17 protein-coding genes are annotated in these 14,863 nt (G+C 50.5%); 4 read left to right on the forward strand and 13 right to left on the reverse strand.

Annotated features, from left to right (window positions below; translation table 11 throughout):
- Positions 1–35: 35 nt before the first annotated feature.
- Both phoQ and phoP read right to left on the reverse strand, forming a co-directional pair.
- Positions 36–1,499, reverse strand: a complete 1,464-nt coding sequence (phoQ, locus tag BFV63_RS08375; protein WP_048240971.1) for a two-component system sensor histidine kinase PhoQ — start codon at positions 1,497–1,499, stop codon at positions 36–38.
- On the reverse strand, positions 1,500–2,171 hold the full coding sequence (gene phoP, locus BFV63_RS08380) for a two-component system response regulator PhoP (protein WP_026094318.1): 672 nt from the start codon (positions 2,169–2,171) through the stop codon (positions 1,500–1,502).
- Between the two features lie 394 nt (positions 2,172–2,565).
- Here phoP and BFV63_RS08385 point away from each other — a divergent pair, with 394 nt between their 5' ends.
- Entirely contained in the window at positions 2,566–2,958 is a 393-nt protein-coding gene (locus BFV63_RS08385; protein WP_022650801.1) for a hypothetical protein, read from the forward strand.
- 86 nt (positions 2,959–3,044) lie between these two features.
- On the opposite strand, the gene purB is transcribed toward BFV63_RS08385, so the two are convergent.
- From purB to rluE, 5 genes are read right to left on the reverse strand one after another with little or no spacing between them, the layout of a single operon-like run.
- Positions 3,045–4,415: an adenylosuccinate lyase gene (purB, locus tag BFV63_RS08390; RefSeq protein WP_048240970.1), complete on the reverse strand. Its 1,371-nt coding sequence runs from the start codon at positions 4,413–4,415 to the stop codon at positions 3,045–3,047.
- 19 nt (positions 4,416–4,434) lie between these two features.
- Positions 4,435–5,064: a high frequency lysogenization protein HflD gene (hflD, locus tag BFV63_RS08395; protein ID WP_006809213.1), complete on the reverse strand. Its 630-nt coding sequence runs from the start codon at positions 5,062–5,064 to the stop codon at positions 4,435–4,437.
- 27 nt (positions 5,065–5,091) lie between these two features.
- Positions 5,092–6,204 carry a tRNA 2-thiouridine(34) synthase MnmA gene (gene mnmA, locus BFV63_RS08400; RefSeq protein ID WP_032628201.1) on the reverse strand — a complete coding sequence of 371 codons (1,113 nt, stop codon included), beginning with the start codon at positions 6,202–6,204 and terminating at the stop codon, positions 5,092–5,094.
- Positions 6,205–6,244: 40 nt separating this feature from the next.
- Positions 6,245–6,718, reverse strand: a complete 474-nt coding sequence (locus tag BFV63_RS08405) for an NUDIX hydrolase (RefSeq protein ID WP_003857899.1) — start codon at positions 6,716–6,718, stop codon at positions 6,245–6,247.
- The gene (gene rluE / locus BFV63_RS08410; protein ID WP_022650805.1) at positions 6,718–7,380 is read right to left on the reverse strand and encodes a 23S rRNA pseudouridine(2457) synthase RluE; all 663 of its coding nucleotides are present in this window, start codon (positions 7,378–7,380) and stop codon (positions 6,718–6,720) included. Before rluE ends, BFV63_RS08405 begins: the two co-directional genes overlap by 1 nt.
- Before the next feature lie 117 nt (positions 7,381–7,497).
- Between rluE and icd the strand changes: the two genes are divergently transcribed.
- Both icd and BFV63_RS08420 read left to right on the forward strand, forming a co-directional pair.
- Complete coding sequence (gene icd, locus BFV63_RS08415) at positions 7,498–8,748, forward strand: NADP-dependent isocitrate dehydrogenase (RefSeq protein ID WP_003857898.1); 1,251 nt, start codon at positions 7,498–7,500, stop codon at positions 8,746–8,748.
- A 111-nt stretch (positions 8,749–8,859) separates the two neighbouring features.
- Positions 8,860–9,477, forward strand: coding sequence for a hypothetical protein (locus BFV63_RS08420; RefSeq protein ID WP_063136147.1), 618 nt, complete (start codon positions 8,860–8,862; stop codon positions 9,475–9,477).
- Here BFV63_RS08420 and BFV63_RS08425 read toward each other — a convergent pair.
- The 6 genes from BFV63_RS08425 to BFV63_RS08440 all read right to left on the reverse strand — a co-directional run bounded on the left by BFV63_RS08425 (position 9,464) and on the right by BFV63_RS08440 (position 14,542).
- Positions 9,464–10,600 (reverse strand): site-specific integrase, encoded by a 1,137-nt coding sequence (locus tag BFV63_RS08425; protein WP_058686317.1) that lies wholly within the window; start codon positions 10,598–10,600, stop codon positions 9,464–9,466. The two genes, BFV63_RS08420 and BFV63_RS08425, sit on opposite strands and share 14 nt — an antisense overlap.
- Positions 10,581–10,826 carry an excisionase gene (locus BFV63_RS22475; RefSeq protein ID WP_071785721.1) on the reverse strand — a complete coding sequence of 82 codons (246 nt, stop codon included), beginning with the start codon at positions 10,824–10,826 and terminating at the stop codon, positions 10,581–10,583. The genes BFV63_RS08425 and BFV63_RS22475 overlap by 20 nt, the downstream gene beginning before the upstream one ends.
- Positions 10,827–10,878: 52 nt before the next feature.
- On the reverse strand, positions 10,879–13,353 hold the full coding sequence (locus BFV63_RS08430; protein ID WP_081329662.1) for a 3'-5' exonuclease: 2,475 nt from the start codon (positions 13,351–13,353) through the stop codon (positions 10,879–10,881).
- Positions 13,354–13,530: 177 nt separating this feature from the next.
- Positions 13,531–13,713, reverse strand: coding sequence for a DUF1482 family protein (locus BFV63_RS08435; protein WP_069597476.1), 183 nt, complete (start codon positions 13,711–13,713; stop codon positions 13,531–13,533).
- On the reverse strand, positions 13,710–13,832 hold the full coding sequence (locus tag BFV63_RS23470; RefSeq protein ID WP_257393914.1) for a hypothetical protein: 123 nt from the start codon (positions 13,830–13,832) through the stop codon (positions 13,710–13,712). The genes BFV63_RS08435 and BFV63_RS23470 overlap by 4 nt, the downstream gene beginning before the upstream one ends.
- Positions 13,833–14,113: 281 nt before the next feature.
- The gene (locus BFV63_RS08440) at positions 14,114–14,542 is read right to left on the reverse strand and encodes a helix-turn-helix domain-containing protein (RefSeq protein ID WP_081329663.1); all 429 of its coding nucleotides are present in this window, start codon (positions 14,540–14,542) and stop codon (positions 14,114–14,116) included.
- Between the two features lie 89 nt (positions 14,543–14,631).
- On the opposite strand from BFV63_RS08440, the gene BFV63_RS22480 reads away from it, so the two are divergent.
- Complete coding sequence (locus tag BFV63_RS22480; protein WP_081329664.1) at positions 14,632–14,862, forward strand: transcriptional regulator; 231 nt, start codon at positions 14,632–14,634, stop codon at positions 14,860–14,862.
- Position 14,863 lies beyond the last annotated feature (1 nt).

Consider the following 14,863-nt stretch of genomic DNA (forward strand, 5'->3'; position numbering starts at 1 on the left):
TGGCTGCGAGATCCGCGTATTTTTCACATTCCGGGTCAACTATCGTTCGATAAGGGATGCTGGCGGCCAAAAATGACTTCCATCCGGGCTCCGCCCAGCAAACTTTCACCGGTTTCAATCTTGCCCTCGTACTGATCGACTATTTCCCTGGCGACGGATAATCCGACGCCCTGGCCTGGCCGCAGCGTATCGGCGCGCTGGCCGCGATCGAACACTACTTCGCGTTTATTACGGGGAATGCCAGGACCATCATCCTCAACGATAATATGCAGTTCGTTATCCGTTACCCGCGCGGAGACCTCGACAAACTCCAGACAATATTTGCAGGCGTTATCGAGCAGGTTTCCCATCACTTCCATAAAGTCATTCTTCTCGCCAACAAAGCTAATTTCCGGTGAGATATCCAGACTGATGTTGACCCCTTTACGCTGGTACACCTTGTTCAGCGCCGAGGTGAGGTTATCCAGCAGCGGGGCTACCGGGTGCAGTTCACGGCTCAACAGGGCGCTTCCGGAGCGCATGCTCGCGCGGTGCAGGTAATAGCCGATCTGCTGTGAAATACGGCTGATTTGTTCCAGCATCACCGGCTCTGCATCATCCACGCTCATTTTCGAACTGCGCATGGAACGCAGGGTACTCTGCATCACCGCCAGCGGGGTTTTCAGGCTGTGCGTAAGGTCGGTGAGCGTCGTGCGATACTTGTCGTAGCGTTCACGTTCGCTTTTCAGCAGGCGGTTGAGGTTGCGCACCAGGCTGGTCAGTTCGCGCGTAGTTTCCGGGTTCAGCTTCTCGCGGTGATGTTCTTCCAGCTCGCGCACCTCTTTGGCAAGGGATTCAATCGGGCGGAGGCTCCACCATGCAGCAACCCACAGGAGAGGGATCACCAGCAGCAGGTTGGCAGCCAGAACATACACAAACCAGTTCCATACCATATATGAGCGTTTCAGCTCAACCGGGATGGTATCGATCACCACAATGGTTAACTGCGGCATGTTCAGGGTGGCGGGATAAAGGTTGATGGCCACAGAGTGGGTCATCTCCGTGTCGTCATCTTCGGCACGGATCTCATTAAGCTTGATCTGTAAGGCGCGATCGTCACGCAGCAGGCTGCTGGTGGAGTTGAGATCGGCTTCTATTTCATGAAAACCGTTGGTTTTCAGCCATTCCGGACGGATGCGCTTTTTCAGCCACGGGACATCGCGCTGGGCCCACAGCAATTTCCCTTTTTCATCGTAGATCAGCGCCAGCGTCGGGCTCTGCTGATTCAGGTTTTCCGGCATCTCGACGGTGATTCGGTTGTTCTCCCACTTCGCCAGGGTATAAAACAGGTTACTTTCGCCGCGAAGCAGGCGGAAGGTGGTTTTATCGAAGCTCACGCTATACCCGACCAGCGCCACCATCCCGTAAGAGAGCGACAGCACCAGCACGACGGCGGCGGTTGCCAGCAAAAAGCGAACCCGCAGCGAAAGGGGTAAAATGTGACGCAAAATCCCTTTCATTTAGCGTAATTCAAACAGGTAACCCTGACCACGCACGGTGGTGATCACGTCATGCGGGTACTGCGCCTGAATTTTTTTACGCAGGCGGCCCATCAGCACGTCAATGGTGTGGCTTTCGCGCAGTTCGGCATCCGGATAGAGCTGAAGCATCAGAGAATCTTTGCTCACCACTTTACCGTTGTTACGGATCAGCGTTTCCATGATGGTGTATTCGAATGCGGTCAGCTTGATCACTTCATCATTAATAGAAAATTCGCGGCGGGAGAGATCCACCTGGAATGGCGGCAGAGAGATCACCTGCGACGCCAGCCCGCTGTTGCGGCGCAGAAGCGCCTGCATACGCGCGGCGACTTCTTCAATATGGAAGGGTTTAGTCACGTAGTCATCCGCGCCAGCGCTCAGGACTTCAACCTTGTCCTGCCAGCCTTCACGGGCAGTTAGCACCAGCACCGGCAGGGAAACGTCATGGCTACGCCAGCGGCGGATAAGGGACAATCCGTCTTCATCCGGTAGCCCTAAATCGACAATGGCGATGTCCGGCAGGTGTTCATTGAGATAATAATCGGCCTCTTTTGCGTCTTCAGCATCGTCCACCTGATGACCCATCTCCTGAAGTTGAACTTTCAGGTGATGACGTAGCAATGCGTTATCCTCAACAACCAGTACGCGCATCATCATTTCTCCCTTTATAAATGGTATGAATAGTTTAACGCTGATTATTCAGGTTGACACCAGCGCGATGAAATTAAATGATTTTTTTGCATGCTCCAGAACACAGGGGGCATGACGCCAGGCGCGGGTAATATAAACGGACTTGTTTTCGCAAGCTTCTGCAATCCGGATAAAACAGCCATCCGTTTATGAAATGTTGAAGGCGAGTCGCTTTTTTGACAGAAGGGTCACGCCAGTTTTGTAAAGATTGCCCTTTTTTTTGTAAGGATGTTCTCACTATGTCTGCCTTTGTCTACGATTATTTTATGGTGCGAAATTAGATTTGCATAAGATGTGCCAGAAAAGCAGCATTTTTACACGACAAAACAGCAATATAGCGAGTAAAGAGGGTTTTATGGAATGGAAGGTTGTTGAGACTATTGCGAGCCCGGAAAGCGGAACTATCTTTTGCAAAGTTGAAACACAGTATGGCCTGAATTATATCCTGTGGTTAAAGGGAGATTATTACGTTCGTACAGGTGAAATCATCACCACCTCAAACCAGGGGATCCTGATTAACGATCGACGCCGTAGAGTATGGATAGCGCAGGCAATGCCCTTTACATCCATAGGCTGGATGGGGTTCAAACAGAAAAACGCGTGTCCAGGCAACCGGCAAGAGATGGATCGTCCGTGCACGGCTGAAACCCCGTGCCAGTTCAAACTGTGCCCGTTCGGCTTAAAACGATATATTCCGGAAAGTTATTCCACGACGAAAATTAACAACCATCCTGACGGCAGGCTTTAATCCCGGCAAAACAGGTAATGTGACGTGAAAACATCAACTCGATGATGAAAAACAGCCCCCTTTCCGGGTGGAAAGGGGGAAGGCGATTACTTCAGCTCGTCAACCATAGTGATGGCACGGCCAATATAGTTTGCCGGGGTCATCTCTTTCAGGCGCGCTTTTTCTTCTTCTGGCAGCGCCAGACCGTCGATAAACTGTTTCATACCTTCAGCATCAACGCGTTTACCGCGGGTCAGCTCTTTGAGTTTCTCGTACGGTTTTTCGATGCCGTAACGACGCATCACGGTCTGAATCGGCTCCGCCAGCACTTCCCAGTTGTGATCCAGCTCGTCCAGCAGACGGTCGCGGTTAACTTCCAGTTTGCTCACACCTTTCAGGGTGGACTGGTAGGCGATCAGCGCGTAGCCAATACCTACGCCCAGGTTACGCAGCACCGTGGAGTCAGTCAGGTCGCGCTGCCAGCGGGATACCGGCAGCTTGCTCGCCATATGCTGCAACACGGCATTCGCCAGACCCAGGTTACCTTCGGAGTTTTCGAAGTCGATTGGGTTCACTTTGTGCGGCATGGTGGACGAACCGATTTCCCCGGCGATGGTTTTCTGCTTGAAGTGGTTCAGGGCGATGTAACCCCATACGTCACGATCGAAGTCGATCAGGATGGTATTGAAGCGCGCAATGCAGTCAAACAGCTCGGCGATGTAGTCGTGCGGCTCAATCTGGGTGGTGTACGGGTTCCACTGGATCCCCAGAGAGGTCACAAAATCTTCGCTGAACTGGTGCCAGTCCACTTCCGGGTACGCGGCGATGTGGGCGTTGTAGTTACCCACCGCGCCGTTGATTTTGCCGAGGATCTCAACCTGCTCCAGCTGACGATACTGGCGTTCCATGCGGTACGCCACGTTCGCCATCTCTTTACCCATGGTGGATGGGGTTGCTGGCTGGCCGTGAGTACGGGACAGCAGCGGAATGTCGCGGTATTCCACGGACAGCGCTTTCACCGCATCAATGATTTTACGCCAGTAAGGGAGTACCACCTCTTTTCGCGCGGTAGAGAGCATCAGCGCGTGAGACAGGTTGTTAATATCCTCAGACGTACAGGCGAAGTGAATAAATTCAGATACCGCGTGCAGGGCAGGGACGCATGCCACTTTCTCTTTCAGGAAGTATTCAACTGCTTTCACGTCGTGGTTGGTGGTGCGTTCGATGGTTTTAATGCGCGCGGCATCTTCTTCGCTGAACTCAGCAACGATTTTATCAAGGTAATCGTTTGCCTTTGCGTCAAAAGCAGGAACTTCCTTGATTGCTGTCTGGGCGGCCAGCTTTTGCAGCCAGCGTACTTCAACCTGAACACGGAACTTCAGCAGGCCATATTCGCTGAAGATCCCGCGCAGCGCGCTGACTTTATCGCCGTAGCGTCCATCGACAGGGGATACGGCGGTCAGTGAGGATAATTCCATAATTCGCAACTCCGGGAGGTTAACAATGAGCAAGAATTTGTTTTGCCTGAGTCGTCAGGCGATGACGAGAAAACATTAACTGTAGGCGGCCACCGCCGACCTGTTGCCACAGCACGGCGGCACGGATGCCTGCCAGCAGCGAAGCGCGTACCTTCGCCTGTACCTGTGGGCTTTGCAATACGGCAGGCGAACCGGTGACCTGAATACGCGGGCCGAGCGGGCTAATCACGTCAACATAGATACCGGCCATCGCGCTCAGCAGGGTCTCAGACTGGAGGTCAAAGTGGTCGAGCTGGCGCTGTAGCCCGGCGATGCGATCGCCCAGGGTATTCATTGCGCCTTTTGCCGCGTTCAGCTTACGTTCCAGCACCATCAGGCTTAAGGTGTAGCGGGTCAGTTCCGCATTCAACCCCTGACGGTTGCTGGCGTTGAGCACGCCGAGCAGAGTTTCAAGACCGAGACGAAGATTGGTTTCACTGCCGCCAAAGACGCCCAGCGTGGAGCCTGGGTTGAGGTCGATAACGCTGTTAAGTGAAACGTGCAGGGCGTCAGCGTCGCAATGACCCTGATGCGCCAGCTGTTGCACCAGACGGGCTGACTGGCAAATTCCCGCCAGCGCCAGGGTGATGTCGTAATAGTTCTTCGCCACACGGTCTCCTTTATGTGTGCAAACGGTTTAAACAGCAGGCAGCGGCAGGCGCTGTTCAATGATCCCACCGCCGAGGCAAATTTCGCCGCTGTAGAAAACAGCAGACTGGCCAGGGGTAACGGCGGAAACCGGCTCGTCGAAACGCACGTCAATGCGATCGTCATCCAGTGCGGTTACGGTGCAAGGGATGTCCGTCTGGCGATAGCGCGTTTTCACTGTGCAGCGCAGCGTGCCTTCCAGCGGCTCGCGATCGACCCAGTGCAGCTGTTGCGCGATCAGTCCAACGGACATCAGGCGCGGGTGGTCGTGACCCTGAGCCACAACCAGAATATTGTTTTCGACGTCTTTGTCGACCACATACCACGGATCTTCGCTGCCCTCTTTGGTGCCGCCGATACCCAGACCTTTACGCTGGCCGAGAGTGTGGTACATCAGTCCCTGGTGCTGACCAATCTCATCACCGTCAACGGTGACGATTTTGCCCGGCTGTGCAGGCAGGTAGCGCCCCAGGAACTCGCGGAATTTACGCTCGCCGATAAAACAAATACCGGTGGAGTCTTTTTTCTTCGCGGTGATCAGATCCAGATCTTCAGCAATCTTACGCACTTCCGGCTTTTCCAGCTCGCCGACCGGGAACAGACTTTGGGCAATCTGTTCGTGGCTCAGCGTATAGAGGAAGTAGCTCTGATCTTTATTGCCGTCCAGGCCGCGCAGCAGCTGGCTTTTGCCATTCACATCCGCGCGACGCACGTAGTGGCCAGTCGCAATGTAGTCTGCGCCCAGGTCTTCCGCAGCGAATTCCAGGAAGGCTTTAAATTTGATCTCTTTGTTGCACAGGATATCCGGGTTTGGCGTGCGGCCCGCTTTGTACTCTTCGAGGAAGAGTTCAAAAACGTTGTCCCAGTATTCTGCGGCAAAGTTAACGGTGTGCAGTTCGATGCCGAGCTTATCGCACACGGCCTGCGCATCGGCGAGATCCGCAGCGGCAGTGCAGTATTCCTCGCCATCGTCTTCCTCCCAGTTCTTCATGAACAGGCCCTCCACCTTATAGCCCTGTTGCTGCAACAGGTAGGCGGAAACGGAGGAATCGACACCGCCGGACATGCCGACGATTACTTTTTTCTGGCTGTTATCTGACATGGAATACTCACGACATTGAACTTCAAGGCGGCGTATTCTATCACGCCCCCCCACCATTGACACCCTCTGTAAACGGCCAGTTAAATTCTGCAATGACATCCAGCGGCAGGCGCGCCGTAGACTGCCAGCAGCGGATGCTTTCCGCAACCAGTGGCGAGCGCAGGTTTGGCGCGTTCAGGATCTCGTCTGCGGTCACCCACAGGCAGCGATCGATATCGTCGTCGTGCGGTTCAGTGGGGCACGTTTCGTTAAGCTCAACGGCGAATAAAAAGCGCAGGAAAGGCGTCTGGTCAGGCGCTATCCACTGATGCATACGGATAAAGTGCTGCGGTTCGGCGCGGATACCCGTCTCTTCCCAGAGCTCGCGTTTCGCTGCCTGCAATAAGGTTTCATTGGCTTCAAGATGCCCGGCTGGCTGGTTCCACAGCGCTTTGCCGTTAATGGTCTCTTCCACCACCAGGAATTTCCCCTGCGCGTGGACCACGCAGGCGACCGTAACATGAGGTTTAAACATCAGTTCTCCTTAGGGGTAACATCCCGCCATTCCCCGTTTGCCAGCGAGTCCAGCGTATAGCTGCCCATGGCGTAGCGAATGAGTCGCAGGGTAGGGAAGCCCACATGCGCAGTCATGCGCCTGACCTGTCGGTTGCGGCCTTCATAAAGGGTGATTTTAAGCCAGCTGGTAGGAATGGATTTACGCTCACGAATCGGCGGGTTGCGCGGCCACAGCCACTCGGGTTCATTCACACGTTCAATACCAGCCGGCAGGGTGGGACCGTCGTTCAGCGTTACGCCGTTGCGCAGCTTTGCCAGCGACGCGTCGTCCGGCTCGCCTTCAACCTGCACATAGTAAATTTTTCCGGTACGTTTGCCCGGCTGAGTAAGCCTGGCCTGGAGCACGCCGTCATTGGTAAGGACCAGCAGCCCCTCGCTGTCGCGATCCAGGCGTCCCGCTGCGTAGACTCCCTGTACGGGGATAAAGTCCTTCAGCGTGCTGCGCCCGGCCTCGTCGGTAAACTGCGGCAATACATCGTAGGGTTTATTGAACAGTATGACCCGCGTTGGCTGGGGTTCTGGCGTTCTTCTGGTGGCTTGTCGTGAGCTGAATCGCTCAACCCGGTGTTTTCTAAAAGAAGTTTTCGTCATGGTATTTTCAGGCGTTATCAATTGCCGCATTATAGCCTAATAACGAAGACCTTTCATGGCGTCGGACAATCAGGTACTATCGGAAGGCTCATTACAATTTATTAACATAAGATCAGTAACAACCAGAAGCGCTCGAAGGAGAGGTTAATGGAAAGCAAAGTAGTTGTTCCGGCGGAAGGTAAAAAGATCACCCTGCAAAACGGCAAGATTAACGTTCCTCACAACCCGATTATCCCGTTCATCGAAGGTGACGGTATCGGTGTAGACGTTACCCCGGCGATGCTGAAAGTGGTTGATGCCGCTGTTGAGAAAGCCTACAAAGGCGAGCGTAAAATTTCCTGGATGGAAATTTACACCGGTGAAAAATCCACTCAAGTTTATGGCCAGGACGTCTGGCTGCCAGCCGAAACGCTGGACCTGATCCGCGACTATCGCGTTGCTATCAAAGGCCCTCTGACCACGCCAGTTGGCGGCGGCATTCGCTCCCTGAACGTGGCGCTGCGTCAGGAACTGGATCTGTATGTGTGTCTGCGTCCGGTGCGTTACTACCAGGGCACCCCAAGCCCAGTTAAGCACCCGGAACTGACCGACATGGTTATCTTCCGTGAAAACTCTGAAGACATCTACGCGGGTATCGAATGGAAAGCGGACTCTGCTGACGCAGAAAAAGTGATTAAATTCCTGCGCGAAGAGATGGGCGTGAAGAAAATTCGCTTCCCTGAGCATTGCGGCATCGGCATCAAGCCGTGCTCCGAAGAAGGGACCAAGCGTCTGGTGCGTGCCGCCATCGAATACGCTATCACCAACGATCGTGACTCTGTGACCCTGGTGCACAAAGGCAATATCATGAAGTTCACCGAAGGCGCGTTCAAAGACTGGGGCTACCAGCTGGCGACCGAAGAGTTCGGCGGTGAACTGATCGACGGCGGCCCATGGCAGAAAATTAAGAACCCGAACACCGGTAAAGAGATCATCATTAAAGATGTGATTGCCGATGCGTTCCTGCAACAGATCCTGCTGCGTCCTGCTGAGTATGACGTGATCGCCTGTATGAACCTGAATGGTGACTACATCTCCGATGCGCTGGCAGCACAGGTGGGTGGTATCGGTATCGCCCCGGGCGCGAACATCGGTGACGAGTGCGCCCTGTTCGAAGCCACTCACGGTACTGCACCGAAATACGCAGGCCAGGATAAAGTCAACCCAGGCTCTATCATTCTGTCCGCAGAGATGATGCTGCGTCATATGGAATGGTTCGAAGCCGCAGACCTGATCGTTAAGGGTATGGAAGGCGCTATTAACGCGAAAACCGTCACCTATGACTTTGAACGTCTGATGGAAGGCGCTAAGCTGCTGAAATGCTCAGAGTTTGGCGACGCGATTATCGCGAACATGTAATCCAATTGCTGGATTAAACAAGAACGGGAGCCGAATGGTTCCCGTTTTTATTATTAGTTTTCTAACAGTTATCAAAATTTTATCAAAACGATTTATCAAAATGAGGTCACTGTGAAGCGCATTCGAATTAAAAAACCAAGATGGATCTTTGTTGTATTGTTTATTCTTTTAATGCTTGCTCCATTTTTTATCAAGAGTATCAATTACATCGATTACTTTGAAGGGAATTTGTTACCGGAATTCACAGGGGTGATTTTAGAATTTATAATCATTCTTTATATTATTGATCATCTCCAAAGGAAAAACGAAAGACAGAATAAAGTAAAAGCAGAAAAACGACTTCGCGAAATGTTTATTTTTTTCTTTAACACATTAAACAAACATGTTCCCGAAAGTTACAGAGTAGGGAAGTTTTATGGGAGTGAGCACGAAAAAAATAGTAAAGAATTAATGTCGTTGAAAGGTTATATTGAAACTCATGGATTAACTGAGAGTGCAATAAAAGATATTCGTATACACTGCAAAAATGACATAGATCTTTTCAATAGCTTTGTTCCAGTGGTTGCGACTTTGGAAGAAAAACATTTAAAGGCATGGATGAGAATTTCATATTATATGAATGCAATAATCACAGAGCGAGAAACAACACAGGATTCAGTCATTAAAATTATTGAAAAAATTCAATCATTTGATGACGAATCCTTTAGCAAAAAGCTCATTGTTGACTAATTCGTACTGTGGTCCAATTTTTTCCTCTATCATCATGGTATCGATCGGTTTGGTTCTGAGTTTTATGACCTAAAAGTATTCTTGTATCGATACCTTGTTCCTTATAGAGTCTTTCAGATAAAGACCTTTGTTCATGAAACGTAGCCGGCGTACCTACTTCCCAATTTATTTCTGCTTTATCACGGGCCTTACTAAAATTCATTGTTATTGTGTTCGACCTAACCTGTGCACCTCGTTCTGCCATTGAGGTTGCCCGGAAGAAGTGGATTAGATATGGACTCACTGCATAGTCGCGGCAACGCGCAACTACATCTCTCAAACTCCAGTCAATCGCGTTAAGCTTAAGGGAAAGCGGGATCGCTATCTTGCTCCCCGTCTTCTCCTGAACGATATGAAGATGATCATCCCAAATATCACTAAACTTCATGTTGGAAATATCCCCGAGGCGCTGACCCGTAACGAGCGCCAATAGCATTGCATTGCCCATATATTGATGGTGGGCATCAGCAATCGCGAAAATCTTTTGCCATTCTTCGAGGTTTAAACGTTGTCGGCTAATTCGCCGACGCGGTTGTTTTGTCGCAAGAGCCGGGTTATAACCCGGCGGTACCTCGCCATAATGTTGGGCTTCCTTGAAAACATCGATTAAAACAGAGCGGATCACCTGGGCCATCCTCGGTTGACCTTCTGCAACATAGGACTCCAGTATCTGTGCAACATCCCGAACATCGACGGATGAAATCAATTTCATTCCCACGCTCTCACGAAGTAGGGCTACTGGTTTAGCCTTTTGCTTATGAGTGTTCGGCTTGATATCACCATTCTCCAGTCTTTCATCCTGAATTTTCCAATAACGATCTAACCACGTATTTGTTGTTATCGCCTTTCCTTTGCTGGAGGCGATCTTGTCACTGATAGCCAAAACCTGCCTGGTGCGCTGTTCAGCTAGTCGCTCATTGGCTTCAATTGCTATCGCTGTTGCTTCGGCCTCGTTAGTTCCAAGGCTATGAAACTTACCTGTAACGGGATGCTTATACCGCCAGTAGATTTTATTTACCTTACGACTGTAGAGCGGATAAAGATTAGGTATCTTGACGTTGTTTTTACGTGGTCGGGCAGCCATCAGACAGTATCCTTTGAAGCATAGGCGAATCAGATTTTTTAATTACGGGCTGGGTTAAATTACCTGTGATCTCGGCATCTTCTCTTACCCGCCAATATCTCCCTTCTTTGGTGGCCGGGGGAGTGAACATGCTCTCTTTTGCGTATCGGCGTAAGGTATTCAGACTTGGGGGATTACTTCGGTATTTTTCCGCAGCCCATTCTTCTAAAGTCAGCATTTGAAGCATGTGATTTACCTCATAATGGCCCATATTCGGGCCATATTCTGAAATTAAAAAATCAGTGTTCAGTCAGACGCTGCCAGATTGCTGACACGTATTTGACCTGATGAAGCGCATCCGAAATAGCCTTGTGTGGTTCTCCCTCAAATGGGATCTCATAGCGAGGCTTGCACCCAACGGTTTTACCCAACTCAACAATGGTTCTTACATCCCGGTTATTCCAGAACTTCCATGGGCAGGGGATCCCCGCCCGGTCATAAGATGCTTCAAGCAGGACATTGTCATAAGTGGCACCATTCCCCCATACCTGTACAGAATCAGGGCCGTTTGCCGCATTCTCGGATATAAAATCATTTAGCTGCAATAAGGCATCATCTAGCGGAATAGCATCATCCATCACTAACTCAGAACGAGCCTCAGGCGAAGCTTTAAGCCAGAATATTATGGTAGATGCATCCGGAACCCCGCCGCTGGCCATGGAAGATTCTAGGCTAATCACTTTGTAAAATTCCGAACCGGTATCACCTGTAGATGGATCAAAGAACACGGCCCCGATAGATACGACTGGTGAATCAGCTTTTTTACCAAAAGCTTCAATGTCGATCATAAGGTGTGTATAGAGCATTTCAGGCTCGGTATGATTATGATGACCGGAATCATTATTTATGGCAGTTGTGCTGCTATAAGTTTCAGTAGTGCTTGCGCTTGAGATAGTTTCTTCCGTGCCTTCTGATAACGCAGCACCGTCCGGGGTTTCATCATTGTCAGTTTCTTCCATCTGCACATTATCAACGTACTCCGCCGCGGTATTTTGTTGGTCGATTACAGCGTTGCTGGTGGCCAGCCCTTCAATAGAAAAAAGACCATTACCAACTTTTTCGAGAACCGGCTGCGTGTCGCCGTCGACCTGAGTCCCCTCATTCTGGTCGCCAGTTTCAACAGCAGAGTCATTAGTTACCTCGTTTGTCCAGCTCACCTCAGGGTTATGGCGCGCAGCCGCAAGAGTTTCGTCTGATGGAGCAGAATGATCGCTTTCAGTCAGGTTCGCGTTAATGAATCCGCTGAGACGTGCTGGATACAGGTAATGCTCTGGGTGAGCGCTGCGGATAAGTGCAAAGATAGCTGCACGCGAGTAATCCAAAACTCCCGGAGTTGCACGAAGAGCTTTAGACCATTCTTTGAATGGACTTTCTTTTTTACTCACGATCTCTTTTGCCCGACGGAAAACACCACCAGGGATATCATAAATGTTGAAATCCATTGGTAACGTGGCCAGCGCAATCTCTAAATCGAGAGTGTCTAGATCATGTTTAAGGTCAGGGTTTCTGTCGGTCTTGTTGCCTCCGCCAGCATTCGTACCGCTTTCAGTACGCTGTATTTCTGCAACGCGACTGCCTTTGGCCCATTCTTTTACCAGCAGGCCGCGGTCAATGTAATCAGTCGCCGCCCAGATTCTGGTGAATCGGAGAACCAAAGCGAGTTCGTGACGCTTTTCCTGCCCGAACACCTTGCGAATGGCCTCGGTATAGCGCCACAGGTCTTTGGTGTTGTAACCCTTAACCTGTTCGCAGTTTTCTGCCGCCAGCAACAGGTTCTGGACATAGCTATTGTCTGTGTCCATCTCAAGCGCGCTGATACCTTCGTATTCTTCGCGGGTTAAGTGGTGGCGCAGTTCGTCGGCGGTGAACTGGGCGAGTAGCTGCTTGCGGAAGGGCATACGAACGACAGGATAACGTGTGGTTTCGTCATCATTCTCGTCAATCTGGATAGCGTTAACAGGTTCAAAACCCTGACCTGCTATAACGCCAGTGTCGCTGGTGCTTTCAGATTTCAGAAGGGGAAATTTGCCGCTGCGCCAGTCTTCCACTAATTGGTTGCGAGCGCTGGCATCTGCTTTAGCCCAGTCAGCCATGAATGCAGCGATATCTTCAGTTTCGTGCGTTTCATCTGGCGCGAATACCTGCTTAATCGCCTGAACGAGTTTCCACTCAGCGTTCAGGCTGAGTTCGGCAACTTCAGGGATGTCGCTCTTCGCCAGCAGCAGGTTCTGAAGATAGGTGTTACCTTCATCCAGTGACATTTCGCTGGCAGCCAGCTGCTGCTCTTTTGTGATGTGTGATTGATACTTGTCGCTGGTCAGGTGAACGGCAAAACGTACTGCTGGAGTGCGGTTTTCAAGCGGGACACTCTTTTCAACTGTAGTGGTCGCTTCCGGAGCAGCAGTGTTGTTGTCCACGGCACCAGTAGACTCAGCACCAGCCTTTGGCAGCCAGGTGCGTCCATCGTCCTGGAGTACGTAGCGTTTGCACCAGGTGTAATCCACTGTGCTTTCTTCCGGCAGGTCGTTGTAAACAGGGAAATCGGTACGGACAGGCTTGCTATAATCCTTGCCCCGGCCGGTTTCAATGCCAGCATCTTCCAGCTCTACATCCAACTGCAAATTGGCTCGTGCTTCTGATTTAGCCGTGAACCAGATAACGGCATCTTCTTTGCCGGATTTCTGCGTTGCCTTGATTAAATGAAAGAATTCCATATCGGGTCCTTAATTTTGGTTGTAAGATACCCGCAGCTAGTGATTGCCGCCTTGGGTAGTGGTCATTGGTCAAAACTCGATTCCGGAAAGCTTTGGTCGGCTGACCGGGTACTTAACCCGCCTTGCGCGGGTTTTGTGCTTTTAGGGGGCTGGTAACAGCCATTGGTCATAACTCGATTAAAATTTGAAAGCAGGCTGTTGGTCTCCAGCCGGTTTATATGGGTAACACTCTCCTTTAATGTGCTGCTCTTTGGCAGCTGCATCACAGCCAGATTCGGTTTGGTATACACCGAGCATGATGTCTGAGCATTCCCCGGTGAGGGCACAGACGGTAACGATCAGAGCAAATAACGAGCTCATACTTTTAGCTCTGGATTGCCTTTTTGGGCCAGTAAGTAGCAAAGCTTACGAACCAGAACTTCAAACAGATTTAAGCGTACGGCTTGGCAGCCAGCTCTTTTGCGTGCGAAATCGATCATGGTTAACTCCTGTGTGCCTTTAACGCCAGGCTGGCGGAACGGTAAACCTGCTGCGCGATTGTCTTGCCATCTCATCCGGTGTTTCGTATGCCACCGGCAGCTACTTCGTGGGCGTCCTGCCTTGATGACTGATTTTCTAAAATCAGGCTACAAATAAATATACCATAGGTCAAGTTGAAATTGATAAAAAAAATACCAGCAATAGTTTCCTTATCAGCTTTTGGAGGGTTCACGCGCAAAAAAAGCCGCTTATAGCGGCCTTTAACGATACATTTTGAAGGTTATGGCTGAGGATCTATTTTTCTTTTACGTAAAAATTCCGCCATAAACGCATCGAGCTCTTCAAGCCGGGTTTTGGCTAAGGAAATGAATCTATCCTGCTCGGCTTCCGGAAGTTGATCAAAAACTTCTAATAGTGCTGATTGGTGGGGGGTTAAAACTGTTTTACTCTGCGTTAGAGAAGCAACGTGCTGCTCTTCTTCATCAGTCATGAAAAACCAATAAAGAGGCTTTCCAAGGGCTTCAGGCAAGAGAACCAGTTTCTCCTTGCGCGGGAAAATCCCTGAGTTACACCAATGGCTAACGGTTTGCGAGTTGACGCCTATCCGGCGCCCCAGTTCAGATTGAGAAATGCCTGCCTCATCAATAGCTCTTTGCAAACGTTCTTCAAAGTTCATTTTCAGTTCCAAATCTAACCAGTTGTCCAGCATACAAAGTTTCTTTTCAAATGTGGCCAGTTAAATTTCTTGACATTGATAAGTAAATTATCAAGTATGTGGTACGGAATTTAGGAGGCTCAATGAACCATAACATTCAAAAGAAGATTATTTCTCTGTGTGGCAGCCAATCAGAGCTGGCTCGCCGCTTAGGTAAAAACTCGCAGACTGTATCTGTCTGGTTTCGTACTCAGGTAGCTAGCACAGAGGTTTTAAACGCATGCAGAGCTTTGGATTGGGAAGTCACCCCGCATGAATTACGTCCAGACCTCTATCCCAACGCAACAGATGGTTTACCTCAGAAGGAGGCTTAAT

This window comes from Enterobacter hormaechei subsp. xiangfangensis (assembly GCF_001729785.1).
Lineage (GTDB): Bacteria > Pseudomonadota > Gammaproteobacteria > Enterobacterales > Enterobacteriaceae > Enterobacter > Enterobacter hormaechei_C.

Coding starts and splice junctions, on each gene's coding strand:
- phoQ (WP_048240971.1), bottom strand. CDS start 1,499: ATGAAAGGGATTTTGCGTCACATTTTACCCCTTTCGCTGCGGGTTCGC.
- phoP (WP_026094318.1), bottom strand. CDS start 2,171: ATGCGCGTACTGGTTGTTGAGGATAACGCATTGCTACGTCATCACCTG.
- BFV63_RS08385 (WP_022650801.1), top strand. CDS start 2,566: ATGGAATGGAAGGTTGTTGAGACTATTGCGAGCCCGGAAAGCGGAACT.
- purB (WP_048240970.1), bottom strand. CDS start 4,415: ATGGAATTATCCTCACTGACCGCCGTATCCCCTGTCGATGGACGCTAC.
- mnmA (WP_032628201.1), bottom strand. CDS start 6,204: ATGTCAGATAACAGCCAGAAAAAAGTAATCGTCGGCATGTCCGGCGGT.
- BFV63_RS08405 (WP_003857899.1), bottom strand. CDS start 6,718: ATGTTTAAACCTCATGTTACGGTCGCCTGCGTGGTCCACGCGCAGGGG.
- rluE (WP_022650805.1), bottom strand. CDS start 7,380: ATGCGGCAATTGATAACGCCTGAAAATACCATGACGAAAACTTCTTTT.
- icd (WP_003857898.1), top strand. CDS start 7,498: ATGGAAAGCAAAGTAGTTGTTCCGGCGGAAGGTAAAAAGATCACCCTG.
- BFV63_RS08425 (WP_058686317.1), bottom strand. CDS start 10,600: ATGGCTGCCCGACCACGTAAAAACAACGTCAAGATACCTAATCTTTAT.
- BFV63_RS22475 (WP_071785721.1), bottom strand. CDS start 10,826: ATGCTTCAAATGCTGACTTTAGAAGAATGGGCTGCGGAAAAATACCGA.
- BFV63_RS08430 (WP_081329662.1), bottom strand. CDS start 13,353: ATGGAATTCTTTCATTTAATCAAGGCAACGCAGAAATCCGGCAAAGAA.
- BFV63_RS08435 (WP_069597476.1), bottom strand. CDS start 13,713: ATGAGCTCGTTATTTGCTCTGATCGTTACCGTCTGTGCCCTCACCGGG.
- BFV63_RS23470 (WP_257393914.1), bottom strand. CDS start 13,832: ATGATCGATTTCGCACGCAAAAGAGCTGGCTGCCAAGCCGTACGCTTA.
- BFV63_RS08440 (WP_081329663.1), bottom strand. CDS start 14,542: ATGCTGGACAACTGGTTAGATTTGGAACTGAAAATGAACTTTGAAGAA.
- BFV63_RS22480 (WP_081329664.1), top strand. CDS start 14,632: ATGAACCATAACATTCAAAAGAAGATTATTTCTCTGTGTGGCAGCCAA.